Annotated in this window: 18 protein-coding genes; 4 read left to right on the forward strand and 14 right to left on the reverse strand. The window is 28.7% G+C overall.

The genetic code is table 11. The annotated features are described in order from the left end of the window. Positions 1 to 33 precede the first annotated feature (33 nt). Complete coding sequence (gene ligA, locus CF66_RS00180) at positions 34 to 2064, forward strand: NAD-dependent DNA ligase LigA (protein WP_016504025.1); 2031 nt, start codon at positions 34 to 36, stop codon at positions 2062 to 2064. A 124-nt stretch (positions 2065 to 2188) separates the two neighbouring features. Here ligA and grxD read toward each other — a convergent pair whose 3' ends face one another. Then, entirely contained in the window at positions 2189 to 2503 is a 315-nt protein-coding gene (grxD, locus tag CF66_RS00185) for a Grx4 family monothiol glutaredoxin (protein ID WP_016504026.1), read from the reverse strand. 157 nt (positions 2504 to 2660) lie between these two features. Here grxD and CF66_RS00190 point away from each other — a divergent pair, with 157 nt between their 5' ends. Continuing rightward, complete coding sequence (locus CF66_RS00190; protein ID WP_016504027.1) at positions 2661 to 3245, forward strand: Fe-Mn family superoxide dismutase; 585 nt, start codon at positions 2661 to 2663, stop codon at positions 3243 to 3245. Positions 3246 to 3371: 126 nt separating this feature from the next. Here CF66_RS00190 and rne read toward each other — a convergent pair whose 3' ends face one another. Further along, positions 3372 to 5711, reverse strand: a complete 2340-nt coding sequence (rne, locus tag CF66_RS00195) for a ribonuclease E (RefSeq protein WP_052541644.1) — start codon at positions 5709 to 5711, stop codon at positions 3372 to 3374. A 461-nt stretch (positions 5712 to 6172) separates the two neighbouring features. Here rne and rluC point away from each other — a divergent pair, with 461 nt between their 5' ends. After that, positions 6173 to 7135, forward strand: coding sequence for a 23S rRNA pseudouridine(955/2504/2580) synthase RluC (rluC, locus tag CF66_RS00200; RefSeq protein WP_034411057.1), 963 nt, complete (start codon positions 6173 to 6175; stop codon positions 7133 to 7135). 322 nt (positions 7136 to 7457) lie between these two features. Next, positions 7458 to 8579 carry an aspartate-semialdehyde dehydrogenase gene (gene asd / locus CF66_RS00205; RefSeq protein WP_034411060.1) on the forward strand — a complete coding sequence of 374 codons (1122 nt, stop codon included), beginning with the start codon at positions 7458 to 7460 and terminating at the stop codon, positions 8577 to 8579. 209 nt (positions 8580 to 8788) lie between these two features. Here asd and CF66_RS00210 read toward each other — a convergent pair whose 3' ends face one another. The 12 genes from CF66_RS00210 to CF66_RS00265 form a co-directional block, all read right to left on the reverse strand. Next, on the reverse strand, positions 8789 to 10591 hold the full coding sequence (locus CF66_RS00210) for a M3 family oligoendopeptidase (RefSeq protein ID WP_034411062.1): 1803 nt from the start codon (positions 10589 to 10591) through the stop codon (positions 8789 to 8791). 10 nt (positions 10592 to 10601) lie between these two features. After that, positions 10602 to 11180 carry a nucleoside triphosphate pyrophosphohydrolase family protein gene (locus tag CF66_RS00215; protein WP_016504032.1) on the reverse strand — a complete coding sequence of 193 codons (579 nt, stop codon included), beginning with the start codon at positions 11178 to 11180 and terminating at the stop codon, positions 10602 to 10604. Positions 11181 to 11243: 63 nt separating this feature from the next. After that, positions 11244 to 11909, reverse strand: a complete 666-nt coding sequence (locus tag CF66_RS00220) for a sugar transferase (RefSeq protein WP_420887249.1) — start codon at positions 11907 to 11909, stop codon at positions 11244 to 11246. Next, on the reverse strand, positions 11902 to 13098 hold the full coding sequence (locus CF66_RS00225) for a glycosyltransferase family 2 protein (RefSeq protein WP_187649141.1): 1197 nt from the start codon (positions 13096 to 13098) through the stop codon (positions 11902 to 11904). Before CF66_RS00225 ends, CF66_RS00220 begins: the two co-directional genes overlap by 8 nt. Next, the gene (locus tag CF66_RS00230) at positions 13099 to 14196 is read right to left on the reverse strand and encodes a glycosyltransferase (protein WP_242633022.1); all 1098 of its coding nucleotides are present in this window, start codon (positions 14194 to 14196) and stop codon (positions 13099 to 13101) included. It lies immediately after the preceding gene. A gap of 169 nt (positions 14197 to 14365) precedes the next feature. Then, entirely contained in the window at positions 14366 to 15730 is a 1365-nt protein-coding gene (locus CF66_RS00235; protein ID WP_034411069.1) for a GumC family protein, read from the reverse strand. After that, positions 15727 to 16821 carry a glycosyltransferase family protein gene (locus CF66_RS00240; protein ID WP_034411071.1) on the reverse strand — a complete coding sequence of 365 codons (1095 nt, stop codon included), beginning with the start codon at positions 16819 to 16821 and terminating at the stop codon, positions 15727 to 15729. The genes CF66_RS00235 and CF66_RS00240 overlap by 4 nt, the downstream gene beginning before the upstream one ends. 284 nt (positions 16822 to 17105) lie before the next feature. After that, complete coding sequence (locus tag CF66_RS00245) at positions 17106 to 18491, reverse strand: O-antigen ligase family protein (protein ID WP_052541645.1); 1386 nt, start codon at positions 18489 to 18491, stop codon at positions 17106 to 17108. Continuing rightward, entirely contained in the window at positions 18481 to 19920 is a 1440-nt protein-coding gene (locus CF66_RS00250) for a lipopolysaccharide biosynthesis protein (protein ID WP_052541646.1), read from the reverse strand. The genes CF66_RS00245 and CF66_RS00250 overlap by 11 nt, the downstream gene beginning before the upstream one ends. Positions 19921 to 19926: 6 nt before the next feature. Further along, positions 19927 to 21126 (reverse strand): glycosyltransferase, encoded by a 1200-nt coding sequence (locus CF66_RS00255; RefSeq protein ID WP_034411072.1) that lies wholly within the window; start codon positions 21124 to 21126, stop codon positions 19927 to 19929. Then, on the reverse strand, positions 21116 to 22330 hold the full coding sequence (locus CF66_RS00260; protein ID WP_016504039.1) for a glycosyltransferase: 1215 nt from the start codon (positions 22328 to 22330) through the stop codon (positions 21116 to 21118). Before CF66_RS00260 ends, CF66_RS00255 begins: the two co-directional genes overlap by 11 nt. 92 nt (positions 22331 to 22422) lie before the next feature. Further along, positions 22423 to 23436, reverse strand: coding sequence for a glycosyltransferase family 4 protein (locus CF66_RS00265; RefSeq protein WP_242633025.1), 1014 nt, complete (start codon positions 23434 to 23436; stop codon positions 22423 to 22425). Positions 23437 to 23503: the final 67 nt, after the last annotated feature.

A 23503-nucleotide genomic window follows, 5' to 3' on the forward strand; every position in this document is an offset into this window, starting at 1 on the left:
TTTAGAGAAGTTATTTTAAACTTAGAGTAATTTATGTCTCAATCAATAAAATCTAAATTAATTCGATTAAAAAAAGCCTTACACCATCATTCCTTATGTTATCACTTAAAAGATTCTCCTGAAATTTCGGATGCTGAGTATGATTTTTTAATGCAAGAGCTTTTAAATATTGAAAAAAAAAATCCTAACTTAATCACTATAGATTCTCCTAGTCAAAGAGTTGGTTCTCCAGAATTAAATAAATTTAATAAAACAATACATGAAATAGAGATGTTATCTTTAGAAAATGTTTTTAATGAACAAGGACTTAATAGGTTCAATAATCGTTTTCGTGATAAATTTCTTAGTGTAGAAAATTATTGTTGTGAACCAAAAATAGATGGATTAGCAGTAAGTTTATTATATAAAGATGGGATCTTAATTCAAGGTTCAACAAGAGGGAACGGGAAAGTTGGTGAAAATATCACTGAAAATGTCCGAACTATTTCTGAAATTCCTTTAAGACTTAATGGCAATAATTGGCCCTATAGATTAGAAGTTCGTGGTGAAGTTTTTATGAAAAAATCAGGCTTTAAAAAGCTAAATGAAGATGCTGTTCAACAAGGTAAAAAGATTTTTATAAATGCACGTAATGCAGCATCAGGTAGTCTACGTCAGTTAGATTCTAGAATAACAGCTAATCGTCCACTTAGTTTTTATGTTTATGGTGTTGGAGTTATCGAAGGTAGAAGATTATCAAATAGTCACTATCAACGTTTTTTTCAACTTAAGGAATGGGGATTGCCTATCTGTTCTGAAGTACGTCTGATAAATTCTTTAGTTTCGGTAAAAGCTTACTATCAAGATATTTTATATCGTCGGAAAAATCTATCTTATGAAATTGATGGTATTGTTATTAAAATTGATAATATTAAGTTACAAGAGAAATTAGGGAATATTGCTCGTTCGCCACGTTGGGCAATTGCTTATAAATTTCCAGCACAGGAAAAGGTAACATTATTAATCGATATTGAATTTAAGGTTAGTCGAATTGGTACCATTACACCAATTGCTAAATTAGAGCCTGTATTTGTTGGTGGTGTGATGATAAAAAGTGCAACGCTGCATAATATTAATGAAATAATTCGATTGAAAATAAAAATAGGAGATACAGTGGTGATACGACGAGCAGGGGATGTTATCCCTCAGATTGTTTCTGTTGTATTTGAATGTCGTACAAACAAAGAGAAAGATATTGAATTTCCTGTATTTTGTCCAATTTGTGACTCAAAACTTGAACACTTAGAGGGTGGAGCTATTTGTTGTACTGCTGGATTAGCATGTTATGCTCAGCGTGAGGAATTGTTGAAACATTTTGTATCTAGAAAAGCAATGAATATTTATGGTCTTGGTGGTACCCTAATTGCAAAACTTGTTAATAAAGAAATAATTAAAAATCCAGCTGATTTATTTAAACTTTCAAAGGAAATAATTACTAGTTTAGATAACATGGGAGAAAAGTCTGCGATAAATATAATAACAGCGATAGAAAAATCAAAAAAGACCTCTTTAATCCGTTTCATATATGCATTAGGTATTAGAAAAGTAGGGGAAGGAACTGCTAGAATTTTAGTCAAAAATTTCTTTACTTTAGAAAAAATTCAAGTAGCATCGAATGAAATGTTGCTAAAGGTTCCTGGTATCGGTTCTGCAATTGCGAGTTCTATTGTAGTTTTTTTTGCACAAAACGAAAATCAACAGGTTATAAAAGAGTTAATTAAATTAGGTGTAACCTGGCCAGAAGTGGAATTGCAAACAGATAATAAGTTAAAATTAAAAAAAATAAACAAGCAACTTGTTGTAATTACTGGTTTTTTTTATAATTGCTCTCGTAAAAAAATAATATATGCTTTAGAAAAACATGGAATGCTTGTAAAACATACTATTTCTAAGAAAACTGATATATTATTTGTTGGTCAATCACCTAGTTCTAATAAATTGATCAAGGCTAGAAAATTAGGGATACAAATTAAAACTGAACAAGACCTTCTAAAAATTATCCAGTTTAATAACTTTTCAGATTAAAAATGCATATCTATTAATAATAAATAGTAGTTGTTATTTCTTTGTATTCAATAGAATTTTCTGTTACCATCTAATTCCAAGTTATGAAAAAATAATATTTAGAAAATCTTCAGTTCAGAGTTTTTCATTTATTGTTTTTTTGGATAAGTTTTTGGAGTTCACCTTTTTGAAACATTTCTAACATGATATCATAACCTCCGATTAATTTACCTTGAATCCATAATTGTGGGAAAGTAGGCCATTTTGCGTAAGAAGGAAGCAAAGAACGGATATCTGGATTTTGAAGAACGTTTACATGTGAAAATTTTCCTCCACATGCTATCAATATTTCAGATGCCTTAGAAGAAAAACCACATGCTGGAAATTCCGGAGAGCCTTTCATGTAGAGAAGTATTGAATTTGTTGAAATTTGTTGTTTGATTTTTTCGATAGTTTCCATTATTTTCTCTTGTTATTAATTAATTCCTTTAAACAGGTTCATATATAATTTAGTAATTGTTTTAATATAGAAAAAAAATACATTATAATCAAAGAAATTCAAATACTAAACATACTATTTCGAAATATAATAACAAAGTACACTGGAGAATTAAACTATGGTATTTAAATTACCGGATCTTCCTTATGAAAAAAAATCTTTGGAACCATATATTTCATCTGAAACGTTAGATTTTCATCATGGAAAACATCATAATACTTATGTAACTAAACTCAACGCTCTTATTTCTGGTACTGAATTTGAGAATAAAACTTTGGAAGAAATAATACAAAATTCTTCTGGTAGTGTTTTTAATAATGCAGCTCAAATTTGGAATCATACATTTTATTGGCACTGTCTAGCACCAAAAGCAGGAGGACAACCGACAGGTTTTTTAGCGAATTCTATCGTTACTACTTTTGGTTCTTTTAAAAAATTTAAACAGGAATTTACTGAATCCGCTATTAATAATTTTGGCTCATCATGGACTTGGTTAGTGAGCAAAACAGATGGTTCTTTAAAGATTATTAATACGTCTAATGCCTTAACTCCATTAAAAGAAAAGGAGACCACTCCGATTTTAACTGTAGATTTGTGGGAGCATGCTTACTATATTGATTATAGAAATGTTCGTTTAGATTATATGAATGCTTTTTGGGCTTTAGTCAACTGGAATTTTGTCGAAAAAAAATTAATTGGTTAATATTTTATCAGGAATAATAGCTCTAGAGCTTTAATATACTACTATAAGATTCATATTTTAAATACAATACTAAATTTCAAGGACAGTTTAGATCTAAACTGTCCTTGAAATTATCGGGCATTTTTCTCATTTATCAGGTTTAGTAACTGGAGAATAAGATTGATTGCTAGCTGTATGGCCTCCTGCACCTTTAGATTGAGAAGGTATAGAAGAAGAACTATTGCTAATAGTTCTTTTAATTTCTTTCTGCTCTCTGAAAAAATTTTGATTTGTACTAGATGTGTTATTTAATTTTTTAGATTTAATTGTTCTTTTATATTGATTTTTATTAGTTTGATTAAAATATATTTTATAACACAACATTATTTTTCCCATAGCTATTTCTGGTGATGAGACTCCACCAAAATATAGGCATCTCTCTTTAGCAAATAAGTTTGTTTGATATTGTTTCTGTTTGTTTTTTTCTGTATTTTTTTTACTTAAGTTCTTACGATGTTCTTTTTCTGAAGTCATCTTTCTTTCTGCTTGAGATTTTATATGGTTGAGATTAGATTCTAGAGTCCTCCTTGGTTTCTTTTCTGTAAATACAGAGGTTTTATTACCATCATGATAACAATTATTGCGATGCTCCTGTTTAAATTTTCGATTTGTTTGTTTTTTTTCTTTATTAGATATTCCTTGTTTATCACGTGTTACTAATTGATGTTTTTTATCTTCCTGTTTATTACGATAACGTTGTTCTTTTGTTTTGCTTTTAGATTGATTTTTTTTAGTATTAGAAAATAATACATTGTTAAATAGTAAAAAAATCCGATATATTATATTCATTCCATTTTTTTTATTTTTAGATGATTCTTTTTCAGATTTTTTTATTGTTTTGATTGGTAAAATAAAATTTGATTGGATAGTGTTTTCAACATTGGGTTCCTGTATCTCAGCATGCTTGAATATGTCAAGTTTTTTCGGAACTAAGTATGATGGAAGATCACATGTTTCTCCATCACGTAAACGAATAACTTTAAAATTAGGGGTTTCCATATTTGAATTAGGTATTGCTATAATTTTAACTTTTTGATTTTTTTCGATATAATTTATTGAGGAGCGTTTTTCATTTAAAAGATAAGATGCTATAGGTATTGGAACAATAGTCAACACTTCTTCAGTATTTCTCTTCATAGCTTCTTCTTCAATTAATCTAAGAACAGATAGTGCTAAAGATTCATTATCACGAATAACTCCAGTACCTGTACAACGTGGGCAAACATGATGACTTGCCTCAGCTAATGAAGAGCTTAGACGTTGACGAGACATTTCTAGTAAACCAAAACGAGAAATTCTACCAACCTGAACACGAGCACGATCTAGGCGAACAGCATCACGTAAATGATATTCTATCGCACGTTGGTTGCGCAAAAGCATCATATCAATAAAATCAATTACAAGTAACCCCCCTAAATCACGTAAACGTAATTGCCTTGCAATTTCTCCTACAGCTTCTAAATTGGTATTTAATGCTGTTTCTTCAATATCGTTTCCTTTAGTTGAGCGAGCTGAATTAATATCAATAGCAGTCAGTGCTTCTGTTGTATCAATAATAATTGATCCCCCAGAAGGTAGTTGAACTTCATGTTGGAATGCTGATTCAATTTGACTTTCGATTTGATAGTAGCTAAATAAAGGAATTTCACCTTTATATTTTTTTATTCGATTAACAAAATCAGGTCGGACCAGTCGAATATATTCTAAAGCACGTTTATAGACAGTATTACTATCAATTAAAATTTCACTGATATCGTGACGTAAATAATCTCGAATAGCTCGAACTATTACATTACTTTCTTGGTGAACTAAAAATGGAGTAGGATTTGAACAAAAAGATTGTTTGATTGATCCCCAGTGATTTAGTAGAATATTTAGATCTAATTCAAGTTCTTCCACACTTTTCCCTACACCTGCAGTACGTACGATTAATCCCATTCCTTTTGGCAGGTTAAGCGTATTGAGGGCTGTTTTAAGTTGAGTACGTTCATTTCCTTCTATTCTTCTTGAAATTCCACCAGCACGGGGATTATTTGGCATTAAAACTAAATAACTGCCTGCTAGAGAAATAAATGTGGTTAAAGCAGCTCCTTTATTACCGCGTTCTTCTTTTTCTATCTGTACAATAATTTTTTGGTTTTCAGAAAGAATCTCTTTAATACTTGGCTTACCACGATAAATATAATCATCTGGAAAATATTCACGAGCAATCTCTTTTAGTGGAAGGAAGCCTTGTCTCTCTAAACCATAATCTACAAAAGCAGCTTCTAAGCTAGGTTCAACTCTGGTAATGCGTCCTTTATATATATTTGCTTTTTTAGATTCATAACCTGGACTTTCAATATCTAAATCAAATAGTCGTTGGCCATCAACCAGTGCAACGCGTAATTCTTCTTTTTGAGTTGCGTTGATTAACATTCTTTTCATTTAAAAATCTCATTATCTTTTTTTATATTTAATGCTTTTACTCGTTTATTATCTTTACAATATTGGAATTCCTCTATTTAGAAGAGATGCCATAAATATGAAAAAATTTATACTTCAAACGACAGTGCTTGTTTTTCAAATTAGTTTAGGAAAAGTCAATATAAATATATTATGATGACTACGAATTAAGCAAGATGACTAAGTTTGATTATATTTTACGTTATTCTTGAGACCACAACACTAAATGTTTTATTATTTGCTATTTTTATAAACTATCAATTTTTAATCAGATTTAACCACCGATCATAGCAGTGTTTTAAAGCAATAGGAATCTACCCTATTATAAATAGAAACTAGCAGTACAATACAATGGTACACTTGAAAGGCAGGCCGATACTATATTTTATTTCCTATTTTGTAAAGATAATTATACAAATAAAATCTACAGGTGAATACAGAAAATGAAAGTTCAATTTATTAAAATTGATAATAATAGAATTAGTCAACGTATAGATAATTTTTTGTGTAATTATTTTAAAAAAATTCCAAAAAGCACAATTTATAGAATTATTAGGAAAGGAGAAGTTCGTGTTAATAAAAAAAGAATTAAACCTAAATATAAATTACAGATAAATGATTTAATACGTATTCCTCCTATTAGGAGTGAAAAACAAAATTCGAAGTTTACAATTAGTAACTTAAATAAGATTAAAAAATTAAAATCTCATCTTCTTTTAGAAGATGATCACATTATGGTTCTTAATAAGCCTTCAGGAACAGCTGTTCATGGCGGTAGTGGACTGAGTTTTGGTATTATAGAATCACTAAGAGCATTATATCTTAATCTTTCTTTTTTAGAATTAGTTCATCGTATTGATAGAGATACTTCTGGTATTTTATTAATTGCTAAAAAACGTTCTGCTTTACGTAGTTTACAAGAACAATTTAGACAAAAAACCGTTAAGAAATTTTATTCTGCATTAATGATGGGGAAATGGGATACTAACTGCAAGATAGTAAATGCACCATTGTTAAAAAATAAAGGTAATGGAGTTGTTCATGTTGATATTCAAGGTAAACCATCCAAGACTCATTTTAAAATTATAGAGCAGTTTTCCAAAGCTACTTTAATACAAGCAACTCCAATCACTGGAAGAACTCATCAAATTCGTGTTCACAGCCAATATGTTGGACATCCAATTGCTTTCGACAGTAAGTATGGTTCACTATCTTTTAATTCTTACATAAATACAATTGGTTTGGATCGTTTGTTTCTTCATGCTTCTAGAATTCTTTTTATTCATCCAAAAACTAAACAGTGGTTAGAAATTAATGCACCGATGGAAGATAAGCTTAAAATAGTTTTGAGAAATTTAAGGAAATTAGATCAAAATAGTAGAATATCAATATTAGATAGGGTGTAGTAGTTTCTTGTTTCATTAAACAATCCTAATGATGTAGGAATCCTTTAGGTTTGATAATATTAAGTTAATTGAGAAATTGATAACTTTTATACTAATGATGGTTATTTGTCTAAATTGCTATTAAACTGATAAGCGAAATTATTAATACAATCTGGATATTTGATAATGCTAAATTTACTAACTTTTTATATCTATTTAGTAGATTATTAAATGAGGAGAAATATTAAAGGATGATGCAGTTATATTTATAGGATTTTAGATTACTAACTATGATTTTTATTTTTACTAAAAAAACTAGAAATATACTAATGGAACGTAAAAAATGAAAGTAGGTTTAATAGGATGGCGTGGAATGGTTGGATCAGTATTGATGCAGCGCATGAAAGAAGAAGGAGATTTCCATTTTATTGAGCCTATACTTTATAGTACATCAAAAATTACTATCTCTCCTTCTAGTTTTTATAAACAGTTTGGCTCAGTAAAAGATGCATTTGATTTTGATAGCTTAAAAAAGCTAGATAGCATTGTTACTTGTCAAGGTAATGATTATACAGAGAAAGTATATAAAGTACTTCGTCAGTCCGGTTGGAAAGGATATTGGATTGATGCTGCATCTACTCTACGTATGGATAAAAATTCAATCATTGTCTTAGATCCAATTAATTTAATTCAAATTCAGCAAGGTATTTATTCTGGTATTAAGACATTTGTAGGTGCTAACTGCACAGTTAGTTTAATGTTAATGGCATTAGGTGGTTTATATGAAAAAAGGATGATTGACTGGATAAGTTGCATGACTTACCAAGCTGCATCTGGAGCAGGAGCTAAGAATATGAAAGAACTACTTTTACAAATGATTGCAGTGACTGATCAGATTACTTCAGAGGATATTAATCTAACGAATTCAATTTTAGATGTTGATAAAAAAATTTTAGAGATTATTCGTTCATCTTCATTTCCTACTAAAGAATTTCATGTTCCGCTTGCAGTTTCATTGATTCCTTGGATTGGAATGAATTGTAACAATGGACAAAGTAAAGAAGAATGGAAGATAGCTAGAGAAACCAACAAAATTTTAGATTTACAAATGTCTCCTATAAAGATAGATGGTACTTGTGTTCGAATAGGTTCTATGCGTTGTCATGCTCAAGCTTTAACTATTAAATTGAAACAAAATGTTCCGTTAGATGAAATTGAGGAGATTATTTCAACCCATAATGATTGGGTTAAAGTAATTCCAAATGAGCCTGATATAACTGCTAAAGAACTTACTCCCGCTAAAATTTCAGGAACTATGTCAATTCCTGTAGGTCGGTTACGTAAGATGTCAATAGGTAAAAATTTTTTAAATGCATTTACTGTTGGAGATCAATTATTATGGGGTGCTGCTGAAGTATTGCGAAGAACATTAAGAATTATTTTATCTGAAAATAATTTTATTTAAACTAAACTTACTAATCAGAAATAATAAATCTAGGAATTAATATTCTGTAAGAGCTGCCCTTATTTCTATCATATCATAACCAAAGACATCTCCTCGATTGAATATAGTAAAGTGTTCTATGTAATCTGGATTATGTATAACTAAAGTTATTGTATTTTTAGATTTAAGTTATCTAGCAAGATGTGAAGAGAAGATTTCATTTATATAAATTAATTAAGATGAACTTTATTAAGTAATGATTCAAATAAATTCACTTTATCTCTTACTATATCAATACTTTGTTGCCAAAATTGTTTTTCAGATAGATCCATATTTAAATGTTTTTTAACTAAATTCTCTACTGTCATGTTTCCAGTGTCTTTTAAGAGATGGATATAATCTTGATTAAATCCATCTCTTTTTTCATTGAATTTTGAATATAGATTATTGCTAAATAAATATCCAAATAGATATGGATAATTATAAAAACTTATTTCAGAAATACTAAAATGTAATTTACTTGCCCAAAAATAAGGATCAGGTTCGCTCATTGAATCTCCATACCATTTTTTCCAATATTTGGTCATTAAAATGCACAGTTGTTGTGCAGTTAATTCTCTTTTTTTTCGTTGTTGGTAAAAAGCATCTTCAAATTCAAATCTCATTGGAATATTAATCATTAGTCCATAACAAGCAGAAAGTTCTTCCCATAACATTTCAAGTTTTATCTTATTACTTTGCGCATGCGTAAATAGGTAATCCCGAACAATGTTTTCAGAAAAAATAGAAGCTGTTTCTGCCAATGTCATTGGATAGTTGGTTTTACACAACGGCATATCACGCATAACCCAGCTATGAAAAGCATGTCCGAGTTCATGAGATAATGTGATTAAATCTGAGAGACTACCTCCCCAGGTCATAAAAATAAGTGGAGAACGGCTTGAAGCAAGTTGAGTAGAGTAAGCTCCTAAGCGTCTATTATCGCTTGGTTTTGCATCAATCCAGCCATTAATAATCATAGTCTCAACAAATTCTGCCATTTCTAAGCTAATTTCTCTAAAAGCGTTTTTGATTAGTTCAATAGCTTCATTAAAGGAGTAAACTTTTTTTTTCATATTCATAATAGGCATTGATGCAAGATAATTCCATGGTTTCATAGTATCTAAACCATGAACTTTTGCCATTAATTTCCCAGCTTTTTGTCCAATTTTTCGATTGTTTTTTGTAATTAACATCATTGTATCTAGTGTTTTTCTAGAGATTAAATTTTCATGTAAGCTATGATCCAAATGGTGAATATTTCTTACTATTGAACGTTTTTTATATTCTACGTGCCTCCAACCAGCTAAGGCATTTAAAATTGAAGCTAAACTTTCTTTATGTGTTATCATCGTATCTTGTATTGCCAGCCAAGCGGATTTTTGTTTTTCAAAATCATTACTATAAAGAATACTTACAGCATTAGATAATCCCATTTTTTCTGTGTTACCATCATTAAATTTTAATGTTACTTGTATTGAAGCAGTTAAATTATCATATAACCTCCCCCAAGCATCTCTTCCATTTACTTGCATAGCTAGAAGAAGTTGTTCTTCAGATATTGGTAGTTGAATATCTGCTTGTTTTCGTAACCGATTAATTTGAAATGCTTGACCTGAAATATTATTATTTTGATGATTTAAAACTTCTTTTATAAATTTTTCATTTTCATTAATTAGAATATTTTTATATGGTTCAAAAGATTGTGATAATTTTGAGCTTAAAGTTGCAATATAATCCGATATAGCTTTAGCTTTTTCATGAGTAGAATCAACAGAAATATAACAGTTAGAGAATGTATCAATTGTTTCTACAATTTTTTTTGCTGATTCTAAGTTTTGTATAGCATTTTGCATCGTAAATACAGTATTGCGCTTACCAACATGAAGTTGTAGCATTTTTATGTATTCTTCAATAAGTTCGATATCTTTAAAGATTTTTTCATCACTTAATCCATTATAGCTAATAGAAAGATCCCAAGTTGGTATTTTCATTATCGAATCCCTACTTCTGAATGATAGATGCTAAGTTAGCTGGATGATAATAAATTGATTTTATTATTTTATTTTTGAGAATAATTTGATTGTTTTTTATAAAATCTTCAGAACATTTAGCAATAATATAATTATCTTTAGGTATACCAATTAATTTTATGCCTTGTTTTTTATAAAATGCTTTAGTATCCAGGTATTCTTTTTTATTTCGACATGCTTTACTCATATTGCTTAGATGCACTTCATTCCAGCAAGGAAGAAATTGTATGCCAAGATTAATTGATACGCTCAACAATAAATCAATTAAATAATTGATTGTTAAGTTATCTTTTATTTTAGATTGACCCAGGTGAACTAAACGCCCAACTAAAACGTATACGATATCAATAATGGCATCTGCCTGTTCAATTTTATTTTCAGCTTGTGCAAGCTCTGTTAATTCCTCAATAGCAAGAGAATTATGCAATTTATCAGATTTTTCATCTAAGGTTAATGGTTTTGAAACTGGCAGATCAAAGGTTTTACGAAATTCAATTATATCAAGATAAAGATGATCAAAAATATTCTGGTTTAATTTAGACAATTCCATTTTTTGATTTAGCATATGTGTTTTATCAAGATTATTGTAAATATATAACGAATATAAAGATTTCTAACGTCTATGTCTATGCCCATTAATCATGATTAGAATTGTTTTTTTTATGATATTTATATCCATAGCAATCCAAGATTGAAAAGAAGATAGTGACAGTGCATAACTATGATCAAATCCAACTTTACGAATAACATCTTCAATACAGGTATCATATTCTTGATTTACTTGCGCTAGCCCTGTAATACCAGGTATTACTTGGTAGGTTCTATCAGAAAAAAAAGGGATAGCTTTATCAAGCTTTTTATAGAAACTTAGAGATTCTGGTCTTGGTCCAATTATAGACATTTCTCCTTTTATGACATTAATAAATTGTGGAATTTCATCAAGATGAGTTTTTCGTAAAAATTTACCAAAAGAGGTGATTCTAGGGTCATTTTTTGTTGTCCATAGTGGGTCATGATGTGCTTTAGAGTGTTGATACATAGTTCGAAACTTAATGATTTTAAAAAGTGTAATTTTTTCTTTTGTTAACTTTCCAACTCGCATTTCTCTATAAAATACAGGCCCAATTGAGTTTATTTTGATTATTAAAGAAATTGTCAAGATTATTGGTAATAGTAATACTAAAGCGAAACAAGACACATAAAGGTCAAAACTTCTTTTTAGATAACCTATTAACATACGAATTATTTTTTTTCTGCTCATTTGAGATTCCTTAACTATTTACTTTTGTCCATTTTTTAGATTCCAATCCAAGTAAATAGCGTATTCCACCGATAAAGTTTGCATAATGTCCGACTACGAAATAGACTAGTAGCAGGAAAAATTTATGTTGAAAAAAACCTGGAAATAGATAGCCTAGCAAAGCTAAAGCATATACTAAAATTTGTATGATTAAAATAGTAATAAATAGTATATTTCCCATAAGGGCTATTGAATTAATTAAACAAACAATCATTAGGTAAGGAACAGCAAGTCTTAAAATTTTTCCTGAAAAAAAAGCAAAAGCAATCCCTTTATACTGAGGTTTAATAAAGCTAAAAAATTGAATAGCTTGTTGCATATTACCTGCAGAAATTCTTATTCGACGTTTAAAATCATTATTTATGTCTGTTTTTTCTAATTCAATTGCAGTAATTCTCAGTTCACGATTAGCACGATATCCTTTTTTTATAATTTCCATAGGCAAAACAAAATCATCATTGATAGTATTATCTTTAAAATTTTCAAATAAGTGAGTACGGAATAGATAAAATGCACCATGAGCACCAATAGTTAATCCCAAACTATTTTCATTATTTTTAATCTGATTTTGATACTGCCAATATGTTGTTTCACCTATATTATTTTGATTAACCAGATAATAGGTGCTATTAATAAATCCTATTTTTTTTTCTTCAAAACTTTGTTCAGCAATTAGTAATGCATCAATTGAGATTAGTGATGAAGTATCACTAAATGCTGTAATATTACTTGAAATGGAATGCATTATTTTATTAAGTAATGAAGCTTTCCCATGATTTTTATTAAATTTTCTAATTTCAAAATTAGTATCATGGCAAATTGCTTCTCTTATTGTTTTTTCTGCGATATCTATGGTTTTATCTTGACAGCCATCGCATGCAATGATTACCTTAAGCTTATTTTTGGGATAATCTATAATTGCTAGATTACGTATTTTATCGGCGATCCAACGCATTTCATTGTGAACAGGAACAATTATTGTTATTGATGGACGAAATTTATCTTGTTCAATGCATCTATAACCTCTTGATATATTTATTTCCTTTGTTTGATTTATTGGGTTTTTGTATATAGCGAAAAATTTTAATATTAAAGGATAACCAATATGGTGATAAATAATTAAAGTAATACTTATAATCCAAATAGCTACTAAAATTGATTCCATTATTTAAGCTCTCCAAGCCAATGATTCATACTGCTTGACTATTGTTCTTATATTATTATTTTTTAAAATAAAGTTTCGTGGATTAATATTAATTGGATTATTTAGCATTTTTTTTAGAACTTTTGTTATTTCTAAAATATTATTAGCTTCGATAAGTTGCCCGTTATTAGGGCAAAGTGTTTCTTTTGATGATCCAACATTACTTATTGCACAAGGGATTCCACATGCTTGAGCTTCTAAAGGAGATAAAGGATATCCTTCTAAATATGATGGAAGACAAAATAAGTCTAAAGATTGATAAAAACAAGGCATATTATTGAGTAATCCTGTAAATGTTACTTGTTTGTTTAAGTTTAGTTTATGAACTAAATTATTTAAATTTTTGTATTGAGTTCCTTGCCCAGCAATTACTAAGTGAATATTTTTGGGTAAAAGTGGGATAGCTCTGATTATCAGGTCATGTCCTTTAATTTTTTCGAGTCTTCCTGAGCTACCAATTAATATTTTATTTTCCGGGAAGCCCATTTTTTTTCTAGCTAAAATTTTACTAGCTGGTTGAAATTTTTTGCAATCAATTCCATTTTTAATAGTTATTATATTTGGATATGAAAATTTTTCTATCAAAGTTTTTTTTGCTTTATTGGAGTTTGTTACCAGGATTGGTTTGCAGATTTTCAATAGGTATTTCTGTATTTGCCTATGTTTATAGTTATCTAAGTGCCAAACATCATGTTCGGTGTGAATTTTTACACGAATATTTAATAAGTGAGCAGCAAGACCAGCATATAATAAAGGCCCTATATGATGGGTGTGAACAATATCTGGTTTTAAATAGAAAAATATTTTATTTAAGTCTATTAGTATACGGAAGCTGATCCCTAATGGTTTGTCAAGAAATATAATTTGGTTTGAAAATTTTTTAAGTCGAGGCCAATTTAAGATCGCTTGTCGTTTATTTCCTTCAAGACTTATAATAATCACTTCATATGAAGGTTGAGAAAAATCTAGTAAGTCAAGTGTTAAGTTTTCTAATCCGCCTAAAGATAAATGCTGTACAACATGGACAACCTTCCTTTTTGTTTTATATAACGTATCTTGCATATTAATATTTTCTACATTAAAAATATATTCTATTAACTATGGCATTAAACATGCCAATATATCAAATATAATTAAACTTGTAGTTAGATCCCTTTTTTTATATGTGTTCTTTTTTTAAGAAGTAGAATTGAATAACAATTCGAAAAATTATCAGGATAATTATAATTAATCAGATAATTTTAGGAATACTAGTAATAACTGGAACTCCAGTTAATAATTCTAATTGCTCTACTCTTCTAATTGATGTATCCAATAATTCTGTAATAGTTGCTAAACTAATGCCAAGGATAAAACCAGAAAGACCCCCTGCAAGTATAAATACAATAGGTGGAAAATTTGATGGTACACTGGGTGTAAATGGAAGATCGATAATTTTTACACGTTTATTTTGTTCAAACATACCAAGGGACTCCGTTAACTGAGCCATTTCATAACGTTCTATGAGTTCATTATAAAGTTGACGTTTTATTTTAACATCTCTAACTAAACGATCTAATTTTTTAGAATTTTTGGAAAAATTATTTGTTTTTTGTTCTAAGTCAAGAATTATTTTATCTAAACTTTTTATTTCTTCGGTTAGAGATTCAAATTTATTCCTTAAAATTTGTAATTTATTGCTATTTATGGGATCATGCAATTGTTCATTATCTATAAATTGGTTTGTTTTTAATAGCTTAAATCGTTTAGATTTTAGTCTTTCTAATTCCTGTTTTTTCATCTTAACTAAGCTATGATTATCCGTATATTTAGATCGTAATAAAGCAAGTTCACTATGTATTGCTATTATTTTTTCTTCTATTTTCTTAACAATAGGATTTGTGTTAGATAATTGATGTTCGAGAGTATTTAAATTTTTCTTAGTTCCAGAAAATTCCGACTGTTTTTCAGATAATCGCTGTTTAAGTTTACCTAATCTTATTAAAATTTCTGTTTGTCTTTCTGGTATTAAATTTATATTATTGTTTTTATATTTAGCTAATGCATTTTCAGCAATTTCAAGTTCTAGTTTTCTTTTATTTATATGAAATTTAAAAAAATTGCCAGAATCTTGGATTGATGAACGTTCTGGGGATAGTAGTTGTTCAATAAAATGATTACTTATTGATTGTAAAAGATCTTTCATCCCTTCAGGTTTATTAGATTCAAGTTCAATTTTTAAAAAATTTTCCCCTAATTTAGTAACAGTAAGACTTTTTGATATTTTTTTCGTAGCTTTTTCTATCTCATTGGGTGTCATTGTTTCATTTATTAATCCCAGTTCTAATGCAACAGAATGAATAATATGACGGCTTTTTAATAGTGTTCCTAGTGCATTTAAACGTTCTTGTAACATAGTGGAAACAGCAATATCTTGCAAAAATGGATTCATTTTTGCCGTTTCTTGAATAAGCATACTGGTATGAGAATGATAAGTTGTTGGTGCTAAATATGCTATAGCGTAGCCAACAAAAGGAAAAATAAAAACAGGTAGAAAAATTAAATAACGTCTTCTCCAAGCGGCATTGATAATAACAATTAGTTTAAATTCATTCATATTCTTTCTAAGATTGAATCAACAAAGATACTTCGTTCTTTCCAAGAATGATATTTAATTATATTATGCTGGTTTTTTTTTAAAGGCTTTAAAAGAACTCGGGACATTTCTTCGCTGTTTTTAACAATATTAATTAAGTGTTTAAATGGGGTTAATGCAGGAAATGGAGTAGATATAATTGGATTCCCTACAACTAAATATTCCATTAATTTTAAAGGGTTACATGATAAAATTTGTGGATTAAGTTTAAAAGGTAATAAGCTAACATTCCAATGTTGACTATACTGAGGAAGTTGGTGGTGTTGTTTTTTACCTAAATAGTATACATTCTTGTAAGTTGGAAGTAGAGAAGGTTTTAATTGTTGTGGACCAATAAATACAAAATTCCAGTTTTGATTGTTTTTAGTAACCTTGTCAAGCATTTCATAATCTAACCAGTTTGATATACTGCCGTAAAAACCTGCTGTAGGGCGACCATTATTAGGCAAATCTATAGCTCTTGGAACTGGGGTGTTAAAAAGTTTAAATTCAACTCCATGTGGTAGTAGTTGTCTTTTAGAAATTGGGAACTTAAGTAAGATTTCTTTACTTGCAGAAAAGATAAGATTCGCTTTTTTAATCATTTTTTGTTCATGTTTTATTACTGAATTGTGATCAACACCGGCTAAAGAATTAAAATCATCTCCGCAATAATAGATTATTTTGGATTCACCTAAGTAACCACACAAATCTACTGCTGTTGGTAGAGAGCACCACAAAATAGGTTTATTTAACTGCAATTGTTTTAAAATGGGTTTAAGTTGATAAAGCATAAGATATTTTGCAATTTTTCTACCAAGAATAGAATGTGGTGCAGGAATAGTTTTTAAATTAACTACAGTAATATTTTTTAGTAATGAATCTGTTTGTTTTTTGCAAAAAATTTTACTACAGGAACGTTTTATATCTATTAAATTTAGTTTTGGTTGACGTAAACCTATAGAATTTATCCATAAAACTTTTCTGTTGTGAGAAAGGTTTTTAATTAAATATTGTGTACTAGAAGGAAGACCATTAAAATCTTCGCCAAAGACAATTAGATCTCGTTTCATTTAAAATACTCCAAGTTCAATAGCTTTCTCTATTTTTTTATTACTTTTTCTGAATTTTATAACATATAGAGAAGGATTATATTTTTTTCAAAACATTACTTTGGTAACAATAAAATCATGTTACTCTTCTTTAAAGTTCGGCGCATTAAATAAAATTTGTAAGGTGTTGAGCATAATTATATAAATTAAATATAGTCTTTTATTCAAAATATGTGGAGTAGATAGCGCAATACAGCTTACATTTTTTAGCTATATAAATAATATTTTTTATTCAATGAATTATATTATTTTTTTATATGACTTTGATTGTGAGAACTATTTTGTATTAGATTTGAAATTGCTATAGTCAATCCTGAAAGAAGGTAAATTGGCCAATTAAATCCTTGTGTCAGAAAAGTAGAAGAAACTATAGTTCCAATAAAACCTGCATAAATAGCATTAGCAGTTACTAATAAAGTGGTCTCAACTGATTTTTGTTTTTTAGTTATATTAGTGAGAGTGGTTCTCGCAGTGTTAATAACAGAAAAAATAAACATTATGAATATACAAAAACCAAGCATACCAGTTTCAGCTAATACACCAAACCAAGTACTATGAACAGCGTGGTTTGAACCATCCCAGTATGAAGTATAAAAAAAATAGTTTGGAAGAAAATTATTAAGACCTACTCCAGTGAATGGATAATCTATAGCCATTTTATAAGCTGCTTCCCAGGCAAGTAGTCGACCTATTACTGATTCTCCTATTCCTGCTTCAAGAGTTCCTCCTGAAATTCTATTGTGTATTCCAGAAATAAAATAAAAGAAGGAGGTGCTTACGATTCCAAATAAAATTAGAAATAATTTAGAAGGTATAATTTTAATGGCATAAAATAGGAGTATTGATATAGAACCTAATAAGCCGCCTCTGCTTTGTGTTGACATAACTGCCAGTATTAATAGTATGCTTGAAATTGAAGCAATAATAGATACGAAAAATGTTTTTTTTTTAGTAATTAGTAAGCTAATAGAAAAAGCTAAAGGAAGCATCAATACTAAAGCAAGATCATTTGGATCACCTAGCATCGAACCTATATTACGTCCAATGGTAACTCTAGTATTTTCAACTAATCCAATTTCATTTATTGAATTATAAAGTGTAATTATTGCTATTAAAGTTCCAGAAAAAATTATGGATATTAAAATTTGTACAATATACTTTTCCTTATTAATTAACCATATAACGGAAAAAGTCATGGCAATTATTTTCCAATATATATCTTTAAACATTTTCATTGCTAATTCTATATTGGAAGCTGTAAATATACCTATTGTGGTTAATCCCCAAAAAATTGCTAACCAAGTCAATGAAGAATGCCAGTATAATTTAATTTTTTTACTTATAAAAATATGCCAGAATAAAGAAAATAATGATGAAAATGATAGAAATAAAGGGATTTTTAGACTGTATAAAATAGGAATAGCTTCATGGATCCTAAAAAAAGAAAATATAATAAATAAAATTACTAACCAAAATGGTTGATTAAATATAAAAATTACTCCTAATGGGATTAAACTAATTGCAATAGGGATTATAGGATTAGGAAAAAAATACCATGTAGTTGTAATAATAAAGCAGAAAAAAAACATAGTACTAAATATAATTAATTTTAATGAGAAGCTATAGTTCATTGGTATTTTTTTTCTTAGAAATGTAAGGAGATGATATTCTAATGCCTGTAAAAAAAGCACTATAATACGCTACGAAAATACTAGCAGTAATTCCAATAATGAAAATTAGACTAAGTACAATGATTTTTTTGTAAAAAAAACTTAATAATAAGCATAGACCAGTTATTAACAGAATGATTATTAAAGGAAAGCTTTGATAAGGAAGGGGTAATATTTTTTGGCTAAAATAAAATATTAATAAAGCTCGTAATATTTGGCCAAACACCACAGATAAAAGAATTCCAACTATTCCGTACGATACTGTTGTATAACATAAGGCAAGCCCTATACTGCTAGAAATCAAATCAATTTTCAATATCCAGTGAGTTTTATTACTATTGAGAATGCCAATATTAATAAAATTAGTTATTTCCTTAGAAAATGCAATAATGACTGCTCCTATAATTAAATAACAAGCATTATGATAACTTTTCTCTAGTAAGAGTTGAATAAATATTTGGCTAGTGCAAGCTGTAAAAATAGATAGGATAGAAATATAAAGTATTCCAAATTGCGTTATTTTAACTGTATACAATTTACCCTTTTCCTCTAAGGACTGAAAACGTTTTGGTATCCACCACATTCCAAATGGTTGCACTAAGATACACATTGCAAGAGAAAATTTAGTTGCAATAGAGTATAATCCAAGATTTTCCATTGAAGTAGAATAGCCTATTATCCATTTTTCAGCTCCTGTTAATCCAAATGTAATTACTGTCGATATCATTAACGGAGTAGAGTACCTCAAAAGTATTTTTAATTCCTTAAAGCTATTCCACTGCCATTGAAATTGATTGATAAAGTGAAGTATAACTAATTGAATAAATGTAGATAAAACACCAACTACATAAAATAATGTGATATCTGGATATATCTTGAGAACAAGGATAATGCCAGTTATTTGTATTATGCAACATGATGTACTGACAATAAAAAATGTAGAAACTTTATCTTGTAATCGAAGCCATGAAGTGCTGATATTAAGTGCTGTTTCAAAACAGAGTACAAGACAAATAAATATAATTTCTATTCGATTAAATGCATAGCTTGCTTCTGGAATACTAAATAATAGAATTAAAATTAGCATAGCCATAATAGTTGATAAGGTAAGCGAATTAGAATAAATTTTATTAGTTTCTTTAAATCTCTCTTCTGGTTTTTTTTTATACCCAACAAAACGATATAAATTTTCTTGCATAGCAAATCCAGATAATAAACAAAGAAAGGTTGATGTTGTTGCAATAAGCTCTAGTTTTCCTAATTGTGTAGGTGTGAAATAACTAGAAATAACTGGAAGCATTATGAGTGACATTCCTTTGGTTAATAATATACTTGCAGCATAAACAAACATATATTTAATAGGCTGGAATTGTTTATGTAGAAAGTGCATTTTATATTACTCTTTTGAATTGGAAGATGTTCTAGAGTCAAGGTAATTATTTGTATTTCTTTGATTATTTAAATAATTGATAATTGCTTTATAAGTGTATTCTGCTTGGTACAGATTAGCAATATTGAAGGCAGCTCGTCCTATAGATTGTATAGTATCTATATTACTACTGGCATATAAAATAGCGTTATTAAGCGAAGTTGCATTATTTTTTAAGTATTTAATACAATTAATATTGTGAGTTAAAATCAAATCCCAATAAGAGCCATCCTTAGGTATAATCACACACATCCCTGAGGCCATAGCCTCTAAAATAGATAGTCCAAATGGTTCTTCTTTGCTTGTTGAAATGAATATATTACTAGCTTGTCGAATAGAATCTAGATTTTTCGGTTGTTCATACCAGTGAAAGTTTTTTATAGGTATCGGAGCTTTAGAAATAGGTAAATTTATATGTTTTGGACGGATAAAACAAATATTTGTAGTTAATAGTTTTGGGAAATTTAACATGTCAGCCGATTTTATAAGTAATTCTAAGCCTTTCCATTGTAATAATGATGCGCTCCAAAATAATACAGGCAAGCTATATTGGCACTGAGATGGCCAGCGATCTTTTGGAATGCCATTAATAAATTCTTGAAAATTCTTACTTTCTAATATCTGTTGGCATTTAAGTCTTAAGTTTGTATGAGATTTTTTTTGTTTTTTTAGGTAAAAATATATAGCTTTGGATAGGCTTGCTTTTGTTGAGGGCAAGTAAAATACTTGTTTCGCTCTAGTAAGGCAGTACCCGATTGAGTATGAAGTTGCTACTTTTCCATGAACTATTTGTATGATAGGGATTTTTATAAATAGTTGTATTAAATATATGGCTATGTCAACTCCTGGGCTAGAATTTCCAATTAGGTAATTAACACGTGATATGCGTAGTAATTTATAAAGAAGCACACAAGTAAAGAAAAACTGCTGGCACAAAAATGCGAAATAAGAGCTGCTTTGACTTAAATATAGAAAGTTTGGAAATTGATGTATGCATATTTTCTTGTTTTTTAAAAAAGGTGCATTTCTCCAAGATTTTTTATCTATAGTAACTATAGTGAATTTATTTTTGCTAGAGTTAGTTAGTGCTATTATGTTTTGTATTGCAATTTTAGACCCACCAGAAAATGGAATTGGGTCAAAGATTAAATAGTGACTAAAGTACATATTTTTTCATTAACTTAAACTTATTGAAAAAGAAAGTTTTTAATGGATAGAAAATCTTCCAAAAATAAATTTTTTTTGAATAGTTTTCTTCAATTGTTTGTTTATAAATAGTTTCAAACTGTTTCGTATTATAAGTAATGGAATGATTCTTTAATACGTATTTTTTTGCTTCTATTCCTATGTTTAGTGCTAATTTAGGATTTTCAATAATATATTGCATAGTTTTCATTAATGGTTGGATGCCAGAGTTTTTATATAAAAACCCATTTTTTCTATGAGTAATAATTTCTGGAATTCCTCCTTCATTAGGAACAATTATTGGTACTGCAGCCAATGCAGCTTCAATAATTACTAAACCAAAAGCTTCTTTACGGGATCCAAGTACAAAAGCATTTGTATCCAGTAACCATTTCTGAGGATTTTTTTTATTACCAATAAAGTGTATATGATTTTGCAAATTTAAATGGTTTGTAAGTTCTCTTAATTTTTTATTTTGTGGTCCATCACCAATAACTATTAGGTGAATATATGGATATTTTAGTATTAATCGATCTATTGCAATGATAATTCTATCTATGCCTTTTCGATAAATTAGTGAACCTATGGTGGTAAAAATAAAACTATTTTTTGGTAGATAAAGGTTAGATTTTATATCAATTTTTATACTTTTACGTAAATGATTTATATCTATACCATTTGGTATTACAAATAAGCGATCTTTTGGGTATCCATCAGAAATTAGTTGGTTTGTAATAGCTTTACTTACTGCAATTATTTTAGGTGATAGATGAAGACCTAATGTAGTTCTTTCATATACTGAGTAATCACTATGAAGTTGTGTAATCATTGGAACATTCATTGATTTGGCAGGAAAAATCATCCATTGACAAGGAGCAGCACTATTAACATGAACTAGATCTATATTTTTATCAAAAATATATTTTTTAGCGAAATCAATTTGTTTTTTCCAAAGCAGAAAATTAAACCTGGGGCTTTTCCAACCAAAAAGAATTAAAAATTTGCTTAATTTACTACAGAATCCCAAGTTTTTAACTTTAATATGAAGAGTTTTATTATTTGTCCATAGAAATGGAGTATAATCATTTTTATTGATATGCTGAATTAAGTTTAATAGGCATTGCTCGCTACCTCTAATCCAATTTTCACCATAGTGAACAAATAAGATATGTTTGCTATTTTTCATTTATTTACTTTAAGTTTAATATTATTTTTTTATTTCAATTCATTGCGAATGGAAGGCTAATTTGAAGATAAAGATATTCATTATATTATTTTTCAAATTTGATAGATTTGTAAAATTTTTGGAATAGTCTTTTTAGAAGAATAAAATTTATAAATGGTTTCTATAGCTTTTTGACGGATAATTAATTGTGCATTATCAGACATTATAAACCAGTTATTTAAGTGATGACTGAGTTCTTCGATATTTTTAGCAAGAAATCCGTTGTATTTAGATTGAATAAGTGCTTCCATATCTCCAACTTTCAATGAAAAGACCGGAATACCTCGAGCCATGGCTTCAAGTGCTACCATAGGCATTCCTTCATAACGTGAACATATTATAAGTACACTAATATTTTTCCATACATTATGCATATTTATTTGATAGCCATGGATTATAAGATTATTTGGTTTGCTAAGGAGAACTGTTTGTTTCATAGGACCAGTTCCATAACAGTGGAATATTTTTTCTGGAAATTGTTTTGCAAGGTTAACAAACCTATCTGGAGCTTTTTCATGACTTAATCGACCAACAAAAGCTATTTCAGTTCCTTTAGATTTTGTTATATTTTTAAGTGAAATGAAATTATTAATCACATATGAATGAGTAGTAGGTAGTTTTTGTTGAATAGATTTGCTAACAGCTAAACACACACTAGATAAGCAAGCAGTGTACCTATCACATAAATCATATAGCCGTATTTTTCCTGTCGCTCTTTCACCTGCATGGTAAGTAGAAATTTGTTTGATATATTGATATTTGAAAAAATACCTAATAGTTCTAATATATAAATTTGCTTTATAGCCATGAGTATGGATCAAATTAGGTAATATAGATTTAATAGCTATCTTAAGAGATACAAAATGATTTAATGCTGGAAATTTTTTATTTGCAAAAAAGTAAGGTATAGAGGCTATTTTCAGTTTTTGATCTAGTATGGTTGTTTTATTATAATGTGAAATAAACACGACTGTTACATTAATAGAGTGATCTTTTAATCCTTTAGCTAACTCTAATACATGACTTTCAATTCCACCATAAATTAAACTATCGATCAGAAGCCACACTTTATGTTTTTTTTTAGTGTTATATTGTATCTTGCTCATATTTTTTAGATTTCATTCCTGTTTTTTT

Source organism: Candidatus Photodesmus anomalopis (assembly GCF_000731785.2).
In the GTDB taxonomy this organism is placed as follows: domain Bacteria; phylum Pseudomonadota; class Gammaproteobacteria; order Enterobacterales; family Vibrionaceae; genus Vibrio; species Vibrio anomalopis.